This is a genomic window from Chryseobacterium sp. POE27 (assembly GCF_039727685.1).
Classification (GTDB): domain Bacteria; phylum Bacteroidota; class Bacteroidia; order Flavobacteriales; family Weeksellaceae; genus Chryseobacterium.
In genome coordinates, this window is the sequence record NZ_CP152475.1 from 1,744,627 (window position 1) to 1,760,192 (window position 15,566).

A 15,566-nucleotide genomic window follows, 5' to 3' on the forward strand; every position below is an offset into this window, starting at 1 on the left:
CTTGTTTGTGAGGTACGATCGGCAGCCATAATGTTAACCTGATTTGAAATTTTGATAGGTTAAACCTAAATCATTAACAAGGATTTATTAAATACTTAAATATGATAATTTATTTAAATCTTCAATAAAATAGTTCGAAGATAATCCTGTGAGGTTCACTTAATGACACCATTAGGACAATTTAGGCCAATGGTGTCATTTTATTTATAAATACTTCCTATTCAGCCTATTTAAAGTATTTTTCATTCTTTTCTTTGTTTTCTTTTTTTCTAAAACAGAATTTCTTCTTTAAAAAACAAATATCTTATTTTTTGATGTTAGAAGCCATAAAAGAAAATTTGGTTATCTCATCCAAGCCGATAACCAGTCTGATACCGGAAAAGAATATGTAATAACATGAAAATTTCAGTTTGGAATTCATTGGGTCAACTTATCTTTCATTTTTCTACTGATCGATCTTTTGGAAGGGCCAAGTTTTGGTGGTAACGGGGACAAACCGCCTGAAAGTATATACAATAAGCTGTCCCAAAAATTATTTTTTTTACCAGATTCTTGGCTGTATTTTGTTAATTTTAAATATTCATGTTCGTATTCCCTTGCTTCCTGTAATGTATAATCTTCAGGAATACGTTTAATAATATCCAGGACAGCTTTGTCAAAGATTTTAGGCGAATATTTTTCGAGAAAGTCTGATTCGAGCCTGCATATAACGGTAAGTGGAATAAGTAAAGAAAAAATTTCATCATAAAAGTTACAAATAGTTGTTTTCCATGATAACCTTTCTTCTTTGGGCAGAATCTGAAAAGCCAATTGAATGAGCTTTTTATAAATTTCTTCAAGTTGATGAACATAGATCTCGTTCTGTTGCCAGAACATCAGTGAATTGATTCTATTTTTTTTAGTAGAATTTTCTCTTATATATTCAAACTGAATTCTAAGATATTTTATATTATCAATCAAATCTCCCAAAACAGGCTGCCACAAATTACGTTTACTTAAGCTGCAGTGAGTGCTAAATACTAATCTTGACCCGTTAGTAAGCTGCTGTAATTCTTTTAACATTCTAAGAACTTCTGTCACATCCTTTTCCATCTTGATATTGGTACTCCTGATATAGAACAAAGCAACAAACTGAGAGTAATAGGTTTTTCTTAAAATATTTTTTTCATCTCTGATTTTTAGCCTGTTCTGATGTTTATTAAGTTTTTTCATTAAAGTTTTATTATAATTTGCAAAATATTTTTGCTATACAGCTAGTTTTCGATTTTTTTTGCATATAACAGATTCTGCATCTGGATATTACAATCTGGTTGTTAATATAGCTTACGAGTTATTTTGAATAAAAGGGACAGAACTGTATAAAATTCCATCCCTTTTTTCAGTTACAACTTTGATAAATATTATTTTCATGGTTTTAACTGTCCCTGAAAACAATTTATGAAAGATTAATTTCTTTGATAATATTGAGAACCTCTTCACGGTTTTTTCTTAGCCTGTTTCCTATTCTTTCAAGCATTTCCTTTTCTTTACCTTCTTGAAGTTTCAGGTCATGATCCGTTAATATTGAAAATTTTTCTTTCAATTGTTTTGATTGTTCATCCCAATTTTCCGGAATTTTGAAAGATTTGTCGCCTTTGTTGTGATTTATGTCCATAAGGTGAATTTTAGCGTAACGTAATTGTTACAGTACAAAGGTGGATATTTTATAATCTATTGCATTACAGATTGTTTTTTTAATGTTGCAGATATCACACTTTACAATAATTTCGGGTTCTTTTCTATTTAAGATATAATTATCATTAAACGTCTCGCAGCCTGTATTTTAGGTTTGGAACTGGAGATGGGAATTTATTAAGTCTTATGATAAGGGCTACAGTACAATTCTATTAATTGATAAATATAGTTTTATCAATTTTCATCCGTATCCTCTACTTATATTAAATAATTTTATATAATTACAATATAAGTAATTGATTATTTGTATCTTGCTCAGTAACCAAATTGAACTGGCCGGCGAGGCTCTGGATTCCTATAGTTTTTACTTCCATTCATCATTACTATTTCCGGTATGGCATTATCAGTATGCTTATAATTATTTCTATAAAATATATTGAAAGAAGGAATATTAATCTGCTGATTTTCTCCAGAGACCAATTCAATTATACAAAAATAAGTGAATATATACATTTTCACCTGTTTTATTTTGCTGCATCATCTGAATGTAATAAGCTTCGTAAAACAATATTAAATGATATATAATCACCAAATTATTAATAAGTTATGAATATAAAAAAATATTTAGGGATGTGGGCGTTTTCGGTTCCCATTCTTGCGTGGCTCTCTTATATGGGAAGTTTTGTTTTTTCTTCCGGATATTACTCTGTTCTTCTCGCTTTCTTTTTAATGGGAAGCATTTTGGCCGCGGTCTATCACTCTGAGGTTATTGCCCATCGCTTAGGCGAGCCATTTGGAACACTACTGCTGGCATTTGCCATTACTGTAATAGAAGTAGGGTTGATTATTTCCATTATGATGGGAGCTAAAGGTTTAGAAACCGTCACTCTTGCCAGAGATACTGTCTTTGCCGCAGTCATGATAATCCTTACAGGAATCATTGGCAGTTGTATTGTGATCGGATCTTTAAGATACAGAGAACAAAGCTTTACACTGCAGGGAGTAAGCACTGCACTGATTACCCTTACATCTGTTATTATTTTTGTACTTATCCTACCCAATTATACGATAAGTCATCTGGGGGGGTGAGTACACTTCCTTTCAGCTCCTTTTTATCGCTTTAATTTCTTTAGGACTTTACCTGGGATTCACCATGATTCAGACGATTAGACACCGGAGTTTTTTCATTTCTCCACAAAACAAACTATCCGGCAACCAGCCTTTACAGGATGACAATGAAATAATTTCCCAAAAACAATTGTATATCAGTTGTATATTATTAATTTCATCCCTGGGAATAGTCGTTTTACTGGCCAAACTTCTTTCAAAGGATGTAGAGCATATAGTGGTTTCAGTAGGTGCTCCCAAGTCTCTTGTAGGTATCATTATTGCCGGTATTGTTCTTCTTCCCGAAGGACTGACTGCATTCAGAGCTGCAAAAAGTGATGAGATTCAAACCTCGTTAAACCTGGCTTTTGGTTCTGCTTTGGCAAGTCTCGGACTCAGCATTCCTGCCATAGCCATTATATCTGTAATAACTGGTATAAGAATGACATTAGGAATAGATATTAAATCGACTATACTTTTGGGATTATCACTTTTTATTATTACCGTTTCACTGGCAACAGGCAGAACCAATATCATGCAGGGAATTGTACTTATCGCTATATTTTTAATTTACCTTTTCATTACCATAGTACCTTAAATTATTATGTTTTTAAATATATAAATCCCTTAAGACATACCTTGGGGAATTCATAGATAAAATATGTAAAAAGGTTTGTTATTTAGGAAAGCAAAGCCTTGCCATAAGATAGCTGACGGTGGATTCCGCTCCCTGATTGAGATTAACATTTTCTTCTTCAAGTCCGTCATAACAGCCACCTGTTGCAGGGTTATAAATTATTTGATGCAAATGGTTCTTCCCTAAAAAACCAATTAAAAGCATTCTGCATCATATGTAAGTATTTTTCATCCTTAAAAACCTTGTAAAATGTAGATAATGCGAGAATTGTATAAGCTACATCAATGGGCTGTTCACCACCAATTGATGTAGTATTTTTAATAATCTCTTTTTGCAGCCATCCCTTGTTCGATATTACTTTGATGTTTCCCTCAATAAATATTTTAGAAAGCAGAAACCTGAAAGATTCATCGGCAATTTGCTTATAGATTTCGACTTTGGTGGTGATCCATGCACACAATAAAGCTTCAGGCAGCAGGCTGTTTCCATAGGTAAGATAGCTTTCAAACCAATGCCATTCGCCATGTTTTTCATGCTGATACATTTTTACCAGCCGATTGGCCAGTTTTTCCAGTAATGGAATATTGTTTTCGGAATTTTGATAATGCAAGCCCTTTATAATAAAAGCCATAGCTCTGGTAGAGTGAATTTTTTCTATAGAGGAAAGACTTTTTTCAATGATTGATTCTGCTTTATTACAATAGTGCTGAGGTAAGATCTCTTTTATTGAAAGTAAATATCCTAATGCCCAGATAGCTCTCCCGTTGGAATCTTCAAGATTGGTCTCATAATTCTGTTGCGCGAATTCCTTTCGACGATTGACATAATTGAGAAAGCTTCCGTCTGATTGTTGGCAAAACTTGATTACACTAAGGTACGTTGAAATGAGTGCAAGATCAGATTCATCTCTGCTAAGTTCATAATGTCTGCAGGCTACAATCATAGCCCGGGCATTATCATCCAAAGTATATCCGGAATCTATATCAGGCTTATTGATTTTTGAAAACTGAATCATTCCAAAATCTGTCGTCATATTTTTAATATGGCTAAGATTAATTTTGGGTAAAGTATAAAGTAATATCATTTTATCTCTGTTGTATTGCTGAAATAATAAGGCGTGCAAAATGGCCGAATTTTCCCAAGCTGTCGGAGCCATCTTTTCCAATGATTTTACATGCAGAAGTTTTCTGCTTTTTTCACTGCTAAGTAAATTATTAACAGCAGAAGCCAATTGTTCAGGGGCTTCAAAATCAATAATAATCCCTGTCTCTTCTTTCAGAACTTCCACAGCGTGCGGAATAGGTGTTGAAACGATCGCACATCCACTGCTGATGGCGTAGGAAAAAGTCCCGCTCACTGCCTGATTCCTGTCCTTTGAAGTAAAAAGATAAATATCACTGAGCTGAAGATATTCAAGTAATTCCGGTAATGGTAAATATTCATTAATAAAACGGACATTATCTTCCAGATGGAGCTTCCACACAAGATCTTCCAGAAATTCGCGATATTTTTCACCTTCACTCCTCACGATTGCAGGATGTGTCTTACCAAGGATAAGGAAAATGACATCCGGATTCAGTTTAATGATATTTGGCAACGCTTTTAAGGTAGTTTCAATATTTTTTCCCGAACCTAACAACCCGAACGTAGACAAGACCTTTTTATCTTTAAGTCCATATTTTTCTTTCAAAGCAAGAATGTCTGTGAAAGGCAGAAGATGCGTACCATGCGGAATGATCGTAATTTTGTCGTAAGCGATATCATACTCATTTGCTAAAATTTCTGCTGATATACCTGTCATTACAATAATTGATTTCGCAAAATCCGCAATTTCTTTTACCTTTCGCTTTAGCTCTTTATCAGGACCAGGCAAAACTGTATGGAAGGTTACAATGATTTCCTTTTTTAAGTTTTTGAGGAGAAGATATAAACCATTCTTTGTTTCATTAAAAAAACCAAACTCGTGCTGGATCATCACAAGACGTACACTATCATTCAAATTGATTTCTGAAGCCAGCTCCAGATAGGAAAAGGAATCCGAGATATTTAATTTGTACTGAATTTGCTCTTCATACTCATAATTCTCCTCTTCCGTTTCCATCGGGCAGATGAGGACATTGAATGAACCCCCGAATTTTGACCGAAGCGATTTAATAAGATCCTGCGTATAAGTGGCAATTCCACAGACCTTTGGAGGAAAACTACTTATAAAGATAATTTCAGGTTTATCATTAGTACTGTCTCTTTCATTTTGGGCAGATCGCTTTTCTATCTTTTTCTCCACGTCTGATTTAGTATATTTACTCATATATATATTCCGTTTTTAAACTGATTATTCGTATTGAATGATTGTATTATACAGAATAAATCATCAGTTCTTTCAGTAACTTTGAAATGCTTAGTGATGCAACAGCAATTCTTTCGTCTGCGGCTCCATAATAAATATACAGCTTATCATTTTCTACTATAGCTCCGGTTGGGAAGCAGACATTATTAACTTCGCCTTTCAATTCCCATTCTTCTTCCGGTTTAAAAAGCGGGTAAGGAAGTCTGGAAATTTCTTTTCCGGGATTTTTAATATCCAGTAAAGCCACACAGGCACTGTAAATATATCCGTTAACGGTATCGTGAACACCGTGATAGATCATCAGCCAACCGTATTCTGTTTCTATAGGAGGGCAACCGCCTCCGATATAGCTGGATTCATGATCATATTTCGGAGATAAAACGATATGATTTTTAAAATGAAAAAAATAATCATCCCAGAACTCCGCGTTTAAATCTTCAATATTTTCTACGCTTACAATCTGAATATCAGGCTTTATTCTATACAGGAAATAAAATTTACCGTTGATTTTTCTTGGAAAGAATATCAGATTTTTGTTCCATAAAAAAACAGGACCGCTGTCTGTATGACTCACCTGAAATTCGTTATATCTTTTATATTTTTCCGGGATTAAACCTTCTGCTTCTGATAAGACTTTAAACTTTTCATAAGGAATTTTCGGAACAATGATTCCCCGTTTTTCCCATGATTTAAGATCACTGGATGTTGCAAGAGCCCCCACTGCATTGATTCCGTCATAACTGGTATATGTAAGGTAAAATAAATGATCAATTTTTACGATTCTTGGATCTTCAACGCCTTGCTTTTCATATTCAGACTCGGGTATGATAACCGGACTGCTTAATCTGGTTTCAATAGTCTTATAATCTGATAGCATACAATATCCGATACTGGATAAATTATTCTTTGCAACAGCCCTGTAAAATAAATGTATCTTTCCGTTGTCCTTAATGACTGCAGGATTTAAAACGCCCTCGCTTTCAAAGGATAATGCAGTTTTTCTAAGTAAAATTCCTTCTTTTTTAACAGGTATCATTTAGTTACCGGTATTTCGGGCTTCGTCTTCCCTGCTTTTTCGTTTGTTCATCTTATCTTCCCGCTTTTCTTTTGCTGATTTTGCGGCAGGAGTTTTGTCTGATTTTCTTTTTTACGTCCTTTTCTTTTGACATTGTGAATTTTTTTTTGTTAACTGTAAATTTCAATTATTAAAAAACGAAAGCTTTGCAATTGTCTTTCGATTTGTTGTATAAATCATAGATATTTCCGATTTAATACACTAACTTTGGATAAATAACTGTTAATGAAACAATTGATAGTTAAAAACAGTAAGGACAATGAAGTTGTATGTAAAATATATGGTAAGTTTGCGCTGCAAAATGGTTGTCCATCAGGAACTGGAAAGATTGGGTATTAAAAATGCTGTGGTAGATTTGGGTACTGTAGAGTTAATGGATGATATCAGCGCCGGACAAAGACAGGCTCTGAAAGAAAACTTACTTAAAACGGGACTTGAAGTACTGGATGATAAAAAAAGTATCCTGATCGAAAAAATAAAAAATATAGTCACAGAAATGATTCATTATTCAGATGATCTTCCCACAGAAAATTTCTCAGATTATATCAGTAAAAAATTAGGATATGATTACACCTACCTGGCGAATACATTTTCAGAAGTGAAAGGAATGACGCTCCAGCATTTTATTATTATCAATAAAGTAGAAAAGGTAAAAGAATTGCTGTTGTATGATGAGCTGAATCTTACAGAGATCTCTTATAAACTAAATTACAGCAGTGTAGCTCATCTCTCCAACCAGTTTAAAAAGATCACAGGGCTTTCGCCTTCATTTTATAAGCAGTTGAAACAAAAACGCCTTGGAAATCTGGAAGATTTATAAAAGGTATGATATATGTAAGATTATTTTGGATATATATAGCTTAGTATATACTGAAACGGTCATATTTGTATTATAAAATCGGGAATTTATACTTGGAAATGACTAAAGTCCTGTAAAATACCAGATCTTTCTCAGAAGTTTAATTAAAGAAGCGCGTGTTCTTTATTTATCAGTTTTCTCTTAGTATTAACCAACCCAGAAAGTCATGAAAACAATACACCTTTTTCAGTTCAAGAATTCCATTTTAAGGAAGATCCCCTTTTTTAAGAAGGAGCATAGATTAGACAGTTTAAACGATTTAATGACTTTTGATTTGATGAATACGGAAAAAGTAACTGAGTTCATCATTGAAGTTCACGATGATTTTATTTTTGAGGATAAGACCGGAGACGATCTGTTAGCGATGTGTCAAAATACCAAGCATACAATTGAGCATTATTTTGCAACAACTATGAATGATTACGACGTTATCTGAATACCGATTTTAGTAGTAATTATTGAACAGCAAACCTCAATCGGCTTTAAATGATCTGTAATATCAAGAATTTTTCCAACTAAATAGTTTATTTCTTTTTAAGGACATTCATCAGGTCTTCCAGATAATCCGGTCTGCTTTTCCTTCAATAATTAGGGCAAAGGTTTATATTCGTAATGGAATTCAAATGAATATTATCGAATGGTTTTATCTTTTAGCAAAACTCCTTCCGAAGAATAGAACAAATCATGTTTGGACGGCCCTTTTTCTACCTTAATCTTATAGACTTTCATCGCGTCTCCAGGATTATTTTTAAATATAACTTCTTTTTCATTCGCAATTTTCCAGTCGCTGTAATCACCATTTGTTATAGCGTATAAAACAGGCTTTGGAAGCTCTGAAGTGATCATTTGACGAACTGAAATTTTCTCTCCGTCTTTGGTATATATTGCTTTAAGGTGAGATTTACCGCTTGTAAATCTTGCTGTATAGTATTCAGCAGGCTGTGAGGATTGTGCTGAAGGATTATCATCATACCATTCTGTAATGAAATTTTGCTGAGGATAACCACGCCACACGGCATCTGTTACCTTTGGATATTCATTAACAAAATTCTGACTTACTAAATTCGGAATCCTTGATTGGGCTCCGTTTTCATTTTCTGCTCTCTGTGGAAGGCTTGTATGCCTCTGCCCAAAGACACTTCCTGTACATGCAATAGACATGACCGCTATTGCAAATAATCTTACTGTTTTATTTTTCATTTTTTCTAAATTATGTTGAGGCAGAATAGTCTCAACGATGATAATAGTAATTGTATAATAGTTTATTAATCGAAAGCCTATTTCTTATCGTCTTTAAAATTTTCGTCTGAATCCTACAAAAGCAGATCAATCGTTAATGGTTGGAAACACATTCCACCATCAATCACCTGCGTAGTAGCGGTAATGAATTTTTTTAATTATTAAATTTTTTTTGAAATAAAACTTACAAGCACTTTCCACCTATGCTTTTAAGTTTACTTTATTTTTGATCAAAAAGCATATTCATAATCAACGGTAAGCTCATTTTTCACTTCCCAGATGCCAGGTGTTTTCCATGCGATACGCGCAGCTTCTTCTTTAGCATACCATGAATTGACCGTTCCGGTTAAGATAACAACTGTTCCTGCAACCGATACCTCAATATCTTCATCATCAATAACGCTCCTTCTTAAAGCATTCTCAATATCGGTCTGCTCAATGCGGTCATGGAATTCTGACTTTACTTTAATATTATTGATGATAGCTTTTACGCCGGGAAGAAGGTGTACAGCATTTTTCGCCGCTTCTTTTTCATAATTCCAATGGACTTCCCCATCTAATGTAACCCGCCCGTTTTCAACTTTAACACTCACTTTATCATCGGGAACAGAATAATTTGTTTTTAATGCTGACAAAACCTCATTGGCAATTTCCAAATCACTTTTCGTATATGAATTGGGAAAGTTTACTTCAATATTTTCAACAATGGCTTTTACTCCTTTTATGCTTTTAGCAGCTGCTTCAGCCTCGGCTTTTTTTGAAAAGCTGTCCACAACACCTGTTAAAGAAACAACGCCATCTTTAGCCGTAACACCAATTTCCGCTGAATGTAATAGGGGCTCCCATTTTATAGCATCCTGAACATCTTTTTGTAATTGTGCATTTGTTTTCATTTTGTAGTGATTTACTCGAAACTTCATTGTTTCAATAGTGTAAAGGTACATCCTACTAGAAATCAAAACCTTACAAACCAATCAAAAATACTTACACCTATCACACATAGCCATGAACTTCACAAATCCAGATTTAAATAAAGAAATTTGTGCTTAAATTTTTCAAGAGAGAAATACATTGAAACATGACTATATAGATTGAGAGTGGTATGATGATGTCGCCCAAGGTTTAAATCGACGATTGATAATGCTATAATCTTCATAAGATTTGTGAATACGGATTACAAATCTGCCGGTTTAATAGTTAAGTGTATCGATCCAAATAGGGAAAGGGTGAAGAAGAAACATCAAATGTTATATTGAATTGTCTTTTAAGGGGAGTGAGGAAAACCTTCCGGCAGACTAGTATAGCCAAAGATGGCTAATTATGAAATATTTCAAACACATTCTTTTTTATAAACTAAATTGGAGTTGATTTATTATCGACTCCAATCTAAAAAATACGTGTTTTGATTATCCGAAAGAGTCCGAAAGCTTAATAAAACTAATAAGAGGATTCGAACTTAAATTACTTATTTCTCAAGCAGAAGACTTACCCATTCTTCCCGCTGAAGCTGTTTTTTAAGCTGCAGACCATTTTCTTTGCATACTTCCAGAATATCATCTACGTCAAAGAAACACAATCCCGAAAGCAGTAACTGTCCGCCGTTATTCAATACTGACACATAGGTTGGGATATCTGAGATCAGAATATTTCTGTTGATATTTGCCAGGATAATATCAAAGTTTTCTTTTCCAAGATTTTCTGCTGTTCCCAGCTCAATATCCAGTTCAACATTATTTCTTGCTGCGTTTTCTTTTGAATTTTCTACCGACCATTCGTCGATATCAATTGCTTTTGTGTCTCCGGCGCCAATTTGTTTTGCATAAATAGCCAACACAGAAGTTCCACAACCCATATCCAGAACTTTTTTCCCTTTAAAATCCATATCCCTCATCTGCTGGATCATCAGATGGGTGGTTGGGTGATGCCCCGTTCCGAATGACATTTTCGGCTGAATAACAATTTCATGCATTCCCGGAACTGATTCGTGAAATTCTGCACGGATAAGCACTTTATCATCAATGTTAATCGGTTCAAAATTCTTTTCCCACTCTTCATTCCAGTTGATATTGGGCATTTCCTGGAAAGTATAATCGATCTTAACCTCCTCATTCTGAAAAAGCGGAAGTGTTTTTAAATCTTCTTCATTCAATAAATCTTTCTGAATATATCCTAAAATACCGTCAATTTCTTCCGTAAAGCTGTCGAAACCGATCTCAATAAGTTCTGCCATCAATATTTCGTTCCATGGCTGAAGCGGAGAAATCTTGAAATTGAATTCTAAATAATTTTGCATGTCAATAATTTGTTGCAAAAATAAAGAATTAACATTAGAATCTTGGCTGTTAGTATTAGAGATGTCACACTGAGCGATGTAGAAGTGTTTTAGCGCAAAGTGGCTAAGTTTTTTGAAATTATTGAGAATATCCTTCGTTCGCAAAACGAAGTTTCGCCGATTCCAATGAATCAATCATAAAATTGAGGCAAAGGCGTTTCACTCAGCAAAAAGTAGTGAACAAAGATAAATTATATATCAAAAAAGCGAACCGAAGTCCGCTTTATATATAACAACAAGTAAAAAACTAATTTCTAATATCTAGTTTCTAACTTCTCTATTATGGATTTGTAGAAAAAATCGATCCGTTGGCAATCAATGCTCTTCGGTTCATTTTGAGAATATCTCTCACCCATTCTGCAAAATCTTCCGGCTGAAGAACTTTATCCGGATTTCCGTCCGTAAGACCTCCCTGAATAGACATATCCGAGGCAATAGTGCTTGGGGTGAGCGTAATCACACGGATATTCTGCTTTCTCCATTCTGCCATCATGGATTGTGAAAGGGAAACAACCGCTGCTTTCGAGGCCGCATACGCTGACATATTCGGACCGCCTTTTAAACCGGCAGTTGATGCCACGTTAATAATATCGCCCTCTCCTTTAGACTTCATATAAGGATAAACCGCTTTTGCAGCATAATACACACCGAAAAGATTGGTCTTAATCACCTGTTCCCATATTTCGGAAGGCATTTCTTCAATAGACCCGAAATCACCAATTCCTGCATTGTTAATAAGAATATCAATTCCTCCTAACTGTTCTGCCAAATGTTCAATTCCGGCTTTTACATGTATTTCATTATCAACGCTAAAAACCGCATATGCCGCCTTTACCCCAAGCTTCTGGATTTCGTCAACTGTCATTTTCAGGTTCTCTTCATTTCTTCCCGTGATTCCGATATTCACGCCTTCATTGGCCAATGCGAGGGCAACCGCTTTACCCAAACCTCTTCCTCCACCAGTGATGATGGCATTTTTTCCGTTGATGTTCATTGTAATTATTTTATTATTGATACAAATTTACGAAACATGATTTGCATAGCATTGATGAATAATGATATTGTAAGCATAGACATTAAAAATAACAGAAACGTTTGTATAAAATAAAACCGACTTCACAGGAAGCCGGTTTCTTTGAAAGTATAGTAATAAATGAAAAATTAAGGTATAAGGATCTGATTTTGAACTTCAAATTCTTCTGATGCTGAAAACTTGTTTCCATACATGTCTACTGCCCGCACCTCAACCTTATGCTTTCCCAGAGAGAGTTTTTTGGAAAAATCTCCCGTCCAGATATGTTTTGATATTTCAGGGTTTGAAGGCCTTCTTCCCGGGAAAAGATTCTTCGTTGTATCCCATTTGAAAACCGACATGGCAAAACTCGGATCTACGGTTTCGTCGTACTGCATTTCTTCCCATTTGTCATCGTCTATTCTGTATTCTACTTTGTCTTTCTTGCTTCCCATAAAGAAATTGGTCAACACTTTTGCCGATGTTTTTGAAGGGAACGGAATCACTTTCGGAACGTATAAATTGATCTGGTAATCTTCCGGTTTTCCTGCTGTTTTATATTTAACTTTATATTCATTATCATTAAAACTGATAAAAGAGTATCCTTTGGCAGTACCGTCTCTCATGGTTGAGGTAGGCAATCCCAGATCATCCGATGTTCCGGACCACCAGTCGCCACAAGTTGTTCCGACATTGTATTCGTGAAGATCTTTTGAGCCATTCCAACCCGCTTCTTTTCCATAGAAAAGCTGTTGCTGAATATGCGTGTGAGCCGATAAAACCAAAGCATTTTTGAAAGGCGTTAAAAAGTCAAATAGCTTCTGACGGTCAGAATTCCTGAAATTATCTTCATTCTTATGTTCCAGCGGAATGTGGAAAGAAACAACAATCAGTTTATTTTTATCCACCAGCTTCAGGTCATTCTCGATAAATTTGAGCTGATCTTCACGGAAACCTCCCCAATATCCTTTTCCGTCCCTTGGATCCGGATACAGAATATCATCCAGCACAACGAAGTGAACATTTCCATAATTAAAGGAATAGTTGGCCGGACCGAAATTGGACTCAAAAGTCTCGTCGGAAAGCATATCTTCTTTTGCATCATAGTTCATGTCGTGGTTTCCCATTACGTTGTACCAAGGCAATCCGATCTCTTTCATTACATCTGCATAAGGCTTTTGAAGGCTCAAATTATCTCCCACCAGATCTCCAAGACTGATTCCCAGTACGGCATTTTTCCTGGTGTTTTTTACTTCATTCACGATAGCTCTTTTAAAATAATCCAGCTGCTTTTCTGTATAAGGCTGAGGATCTCCGAACACGAGAATATCGAAGTTTTTGCTTTCATTCTGTTTATTTAAAGCAAAATTGATCTCTTTGGGAAGCTCGCCTGTCGGTGCAGAACCTTTGTATTTAAAATCTGCGGGTGAACCTTTCGGTTTGTACTGATAGTAGTACTGCGGTAAATTATTTGCGTTTACCGGGGTCATATATCCTGAAGGCTTGATTACAAAAATCGACTGCCCTTCCATGATTGGCAGGCTGTATCTCCCACTTTTATCGGTAAGAACCACCTGAGCTCCATTGGAAACAGCTACTCCTTCAATTCCTTTTTCCCTATTCTCTTTTTTTTGATTTTTATTGAGATCTTCATATACATATCCCGAAACAGAAGCCTGTGAGAACGCCATTGCTGAAATGAGCATGCATGGCATTAAAAGTTTTATATTCATTGTATTGATATTTAAATTTAAGTTTTGGCTGAAGCCAATTTGTCTATTTTTTCTAAGAATCGGGCTAAAGCCCGATCCTACTGATAAATTCTAAGGCTTATTCCACCACATTTTTACGTTGATGTTGTCTCCGCCCATCTGCTGTACGGCAGTCTGGTAGTTGTTGGTATTCAAAACTCTTGGGTTTGGCGGATACATTAGTCTTGACGGCATTTCTGCATTATTCAAAAGACCTCCATTATTGGGAAGTACAGGAAAGCCTGTTCTTCTTTTTTCAAACCACTGTTGCTGATCTACGAAGAATAAAGCCACATATTTCTGAAGCATAATCCTTTCCAGAGTTCCGTTGTAAGCTACTTTAGGATTGGAAAAGTAATTAGCCGGCAGTGTTGCCCCCCATTGCTCGATCGTAGCTTTTACCCCATTTTCATAGAAGGTCTGTGCATTACCTGAAATAATTCCTTTAAAAGCAAGTTCTGATAAGATAAACTGCAATTCGGCATAGGGATACACCAGCATATTTAAGGGTGCTTTCGCCAGATTCTGGTTCATATTGGAAGGCTGATAATCGAAAACTGTTCCGTAAGCATACCCTGAAGGCGCTCCTTTATATCCGATGTTTGTTCCTGAAAGATTTTTTGCCTGACTGAAAAACATAGACATTCTAGGATCATTATTTCCTTTTAATGTTTCAACGAAGAACGCTGAAGCAGCACGTCCTGTGGTAAAATCCTGAGGTCTTGCAATAGGCGGCATCAATGGAGCTACGCCAGTAACATTCAGTTTTACCGTTTCTGAATTGCTTTGGAAAATAGGATAAATAGTCGGATTATTGACAATTTCCTGAATTCTTTCGTAGACATTCACCTCATCGTTTCTCTTTAAAATTCTCGTCAAAAGTCTTAAAGAAAGTGAGTTACAGAACTTTTTCCAGCTGGTTATTCCGTTTACGTCATTGTTTGCATTATAGAAAAGATCTGTTCCTGTCAATGTTTTAGTGGTTACAAAAAGAGAATTCGCCCTCTTCAGATCATCCAGCATCTGGATATAAATATTTTTTTGCTGATCAAACTTTGGCTGACTGATTCCTTCATCCAGCCTTGAAGCTTCCGTAAAAGGAACATCTCCATACGTATCAGTAAGATTGGAATACGCCCAGGCATTCAGAACAAGAGCAATCGCTTCGTAGTTTTTATCATTGCTGCTTACCGCCGCTTTTTTCATTTCATAGATCTGCTTGATCCATTTGTAGCTGTTGTTCCAATAGCCGGCTCCTGTATTTTCAGTGATGTTATAACGGCTCAACGTATTTCCCTCATTCGGAAAATCCAGAGAAACCTGCATGATATCAAACGTGAAATCATTGGCCCTTAAATATCCTACAGAAGCAAGATTGTATTGAAGAGGCGCTAAAAAACTGGACACTTCAGGTTCGTAGATTTTACTGTCATCTACATTTATTTCATCAAAACTTCTGTCGCAGGAAGCCACCGTAAATGCAAGCCCCGCCAATAAGATATATTTAAATATTGTTTTTCTCATGTTTTAAGA

Annotated in this window: 15 protein-coding genes; 4 read left to right on the forward strand and 11 right to left on the reverse strand. The window is 35.4% G+C overall.

The features are described from left to right. Window positions 1-417: 417 nt before the first annotated feature. The gene (locus AAHI02_RS08245; RefSeq protein WP_346986222.1) at window positions 418-1,212 is read right to left on the reverse strand and encodes a hypothetical protein; all 795 of its coding nucleotides are present in this window, start codon (window positions 1,210-1,212) and stop codon (window positions 418-420) included. A 223-nt stretch (window positions 1,213-1,435) separates the two neighbouring features. Beyond that, a complete protein-coding gene (locus AAHI02_RS08250) occupies window positions 1,436-1,654 on the reverse strand; it encodes a hypothetical protein (RefSeq protein WP_346986223.1) in 219 nt (72 codons plus the stop codon). A gap of 626 nt (window positions 1,655-2,280) precedes the next feature. On the opposite strand from AAHI02_RS08250, the gene AAHI02_RS08255 reads away from it, so the two are divergent. Continuing rightward, entirely contained in the window at window positions 2,281-2,763 is a 483-nt protein-coding gene (locus tag AAHI02_RS08255; protein WP_346986224.1) for a hypothetical protein, read from the forward strand. Between the two features lie 64 nt (window positions 2,764-2,827). Beyond that, on the forward strand, window positions 2,828-3,379 hold the full coding sequence (locus AAHI02_RS08260; RefSeq protein ID WP_346986225.1) for a hypothetical protein: 552 nt from the start codon (window positions 2,828-2,830) through the stop codon (window positions 3,377-3,379). A gap of 78 nt (window positions 3,380-3,457) precedes the next feature. On the opposite strand, the gene AAHI02_RS08265 is transcribed toward AAHI02_RS08260, so the two are convergent. The 3 genes from AAHI02_RS08265 to AAHI02_RS08275 are packed head-to-tail and all read right to left on the reverse strand — an operon-like array spanning window position 3,458 to window position 6,801. Next, entirely contained in the window at window positions 3,458-3,589 is a 132-nt protein-coding gene (locus AAHI02_RS08265) for a hypothetical protein (RefSeq protein WP_346986226.1), read from the reverse strand. Beyond that, window positions 3,570-5,726, reverse strand: coding sequence for a glycosyltransferase (locus AAHI02_RS08270; RefSeq protein WP_346986227.1), 2,157 nt, complete (start codon window positions 5,724-5,726; stop codon window positions 3,570-3,572). Before AAHI02_RS08270 ends, AAHI02_RS08265 begins: the two co-directional genes overlap by 20 nt. Before the next feature lie 46 nt (window positions 5,727-5,772). Then, window positions 5,773-6,801, reverse strand: a complete 1,029-nt coding sequence (locus tag AAHI02_RS08275; protein ID WP_346986228.1) for a pesticidal protein Cry7Aa — start codon at window positions 6,799-6,801, stop codon at window positions 5,773-5,775. A 298-nt stretch (window positions 6,802-7,099) separates the two neighbouring features. On the opposite strand from AAHI02_RS08275, the gene AAHI02_RS08280 reads away from it, so the two are divergent. Both AAHI02_RS08280 and AAHI02_RS08285 read left to right on the forward strand, forming a co-directional pair. After that, a complete protein-coding gene (locus AAHI02_RS08280; RefSeq protein WP_346986229.1) occupies window positions 7,100-7,660 on the forward strand; it encodes an AraC family transcriptional regulator in 561 nt (186 codons plus the stop codon). Window positions 7,661-7,865: 205 nt separating this feature from the next. Continuing rightward, window positions 7,866-8,135, forward strand: coding sequence for a heme oxygenase (locus tag AAHI02_RS08285; protein ID WP_346986230.1), 270 nt, complete (start codon window positions 7,866-7,868; stop codon window positions 8,133-8,135). A 194-nt stretch (window positions 8,136-8,329) separates the two neighbouring features. Here AAHI02_RS08285 and AAHI02_RS08290 read toward each other — a convergent pair whose 3' ends face one another. The 6 genes from AAHI02_RS08290 to AAHI02_RS08315 form a co-directional block, all read right to left on the reverse strand. Then, window positions 8,330-8,899 (reverse strand): hypothetical protein, encoded by a 570-nt coding sequence (locus tag AAHI02_RS08290; protein ID WP_346986231.1) that lies wholly within the window; start codon window positions 8,897-8,899, stop codon window positions 8,330-8,332. Window positions 8,900-9,168: 269 nt separating this feature from the next. Further along, the gene (locus AAHI02_RS08295; protein ID WP_346986232.1) at window positions 9,169-9,831 is read right to left on the reverse strand and encodes a BON domain-containing protein; all 663 of its coding nucleotides are present in this window, start codon (window positions 9,829-9,831) and stop codon (window positions 9,169-9,171) included. 572 nt (window positions 9,832-10,403) lie between these two features. Continuing rightward, entirely contained in the window at window positions 10,404-11,231 is an 828-nt protein-coding gene (gene prmA, locus AAHI02_RS08300) for a 50S ribosomal protein L11 methyltransferase (RefSeq protein WP_346986233.1), read from the reverse strand. 319 nt (window positions 11,232-11,550) lie between these two features. Continuing rightward, window positions 11,551-12,264 carry a 3-ketoacyl-ACP reductase gene (locus AAHI02_RS08305; RefSeq protein ID WP_346986234.1) on the reverse strand — a complete coding sequence of 238 codons (714 nt, stop codon included), beginning with the start codon at window positions 12,262-12,264 and terminating at the stop codon, window positions 11,551-11,553. 167 nt (window positions 12,265-12,431) lie between these two features. Next, window positions 12,432-14,015 (reverse strand): calcineurin-like phosphoesterase C-terminal domain-containing protein, encoded by a 1,584-nt coding sequence (locus tag AAHI02_RS08310; protein ID WP_346986235.1) that lies wholly within the window; start codon window positions 14,013-14,015, stop codon window positions 12,432-12,434. Between the two features lie 90 nt (window positions 14,016-14,105). Continuing rightward, window positions 14,106-15,557 carry a SusD/RagB family nutrient-binding outer membrane lipoprotein gene (locus AAHI02_RS08315; RefSeq protein WP_346986236.1) on the reverse strand — a complete coding sequence of 484 codons (1,452 nt, stop codon included), beginning with the start codon at window positions 15,555-15,557 and terminating at the stop codon, window positions 14,106-14,108. Between the last annotated feature and the right edge of the window lie 9 nt (window positions 15,558-15,566).

Excerpts from the sequence above, each read along its gene's own strand:
- AAHI02_RS08245 (WP_346986222.1), bottom strand. The coding sequence starts at position 1,212 with ATGAAAAAACTTAATAAACATCAGAACAGGCTAAAAATCAGAGATGAA.
- AAHI02_RS08250 (WP_346986223.1), bottom strand. The coding sequence starts at position 1,654 with ATGGACATAAATCACAACAAAGGCGACAAATCTTTCAAAATTCCGGAA.
- AAHI02_RS08255 (WP_346986224.1), top strand. The coding sequence starts at position 2,281 with ATGAATATAAAAAAATATTTAGGGATGTGGGCGTTTTCGGTTCCCATT.
- AAHI02_RS08260 (WP_346986225.1), top strand. The coding sequence starts at position 2,828 with ATGATTCAGACGATTAGACACCGGAGTTTTTTCATTTCTCCACAAAAC.
- AAHI02_RS08270 (WP_346986227.1), bottom strand. The coding sequence starts at position 5,726 with ATGAGTAAATATACTAAATCAGACGTGGAGAAAAAGATAGAAAAGCGA.
- AAHI02_RS08275 (WP_346986228.1), bottom strand. The coding sequence starts at position 6,801 with ATGATACCTGTTAAAAAAGAAGGAATTTTACTTAGAAAAACTGCATTA.
- AAHI02_RS08280 (WP_346986229.1), top strand. The coding sequence starts at position 7,100 with ATGAAGTTGTATGTAAAATATATGGTAAGTTTGCGCTGCAAAATGGTT.
- AAHI02_RS08285 (WP_346986230.1), top strand. The coding sequence starts at position 7,866 with ATGAAAACAATACACCTTTTTCAGTTCAAGAATTCCATTTTAAGGAAG.
- AAHI02_RS08290 (WP_346986231.1), bottom strand. The coding sequence starts at position 8,899 with ATGAAAAATAAAACAGTAAGATTATTTGCAATAGCGGTCATGTCTATT.
- AAHI02_RS08295 (WP_346986232.1), bottom strand. The coding sequence starts at position 9,831 with ATGAAAACAAATGCACAATTACAAAAAGATGTTCAGGATGCTATAAAA.
- prmA (WP_346986233.1), bottom strand. The coding sequence starts at position 11,231 with ATGCAAAATTATTTAGAATTCAATTTCAAGATTTCTCCGCTTCAGCCA.
- AAHI02_RS08305 (WP_346986234.1), bottom strand. The coding sequence starts at position 12,264 with ATGAACATCAACGGAAAAAATGCCATCATCACTGGTGGAGGAAGAGGT.
- AAHI02_RS08310 (WP_346986235.1), bottom strand. The coding sequence starts at position 14,015 with ATGAATATAAAACTTTTAATGCCATGCATGCTCATTTCAGCAATGGCG.
- AAHI02_RS08315 (WP_346986236.1), bottom strand. The coding sequence starts at position 15,557 with ATGAGAAAAACAATATTTAAATATATCTTATTGGCGGGGCTTGCATTT.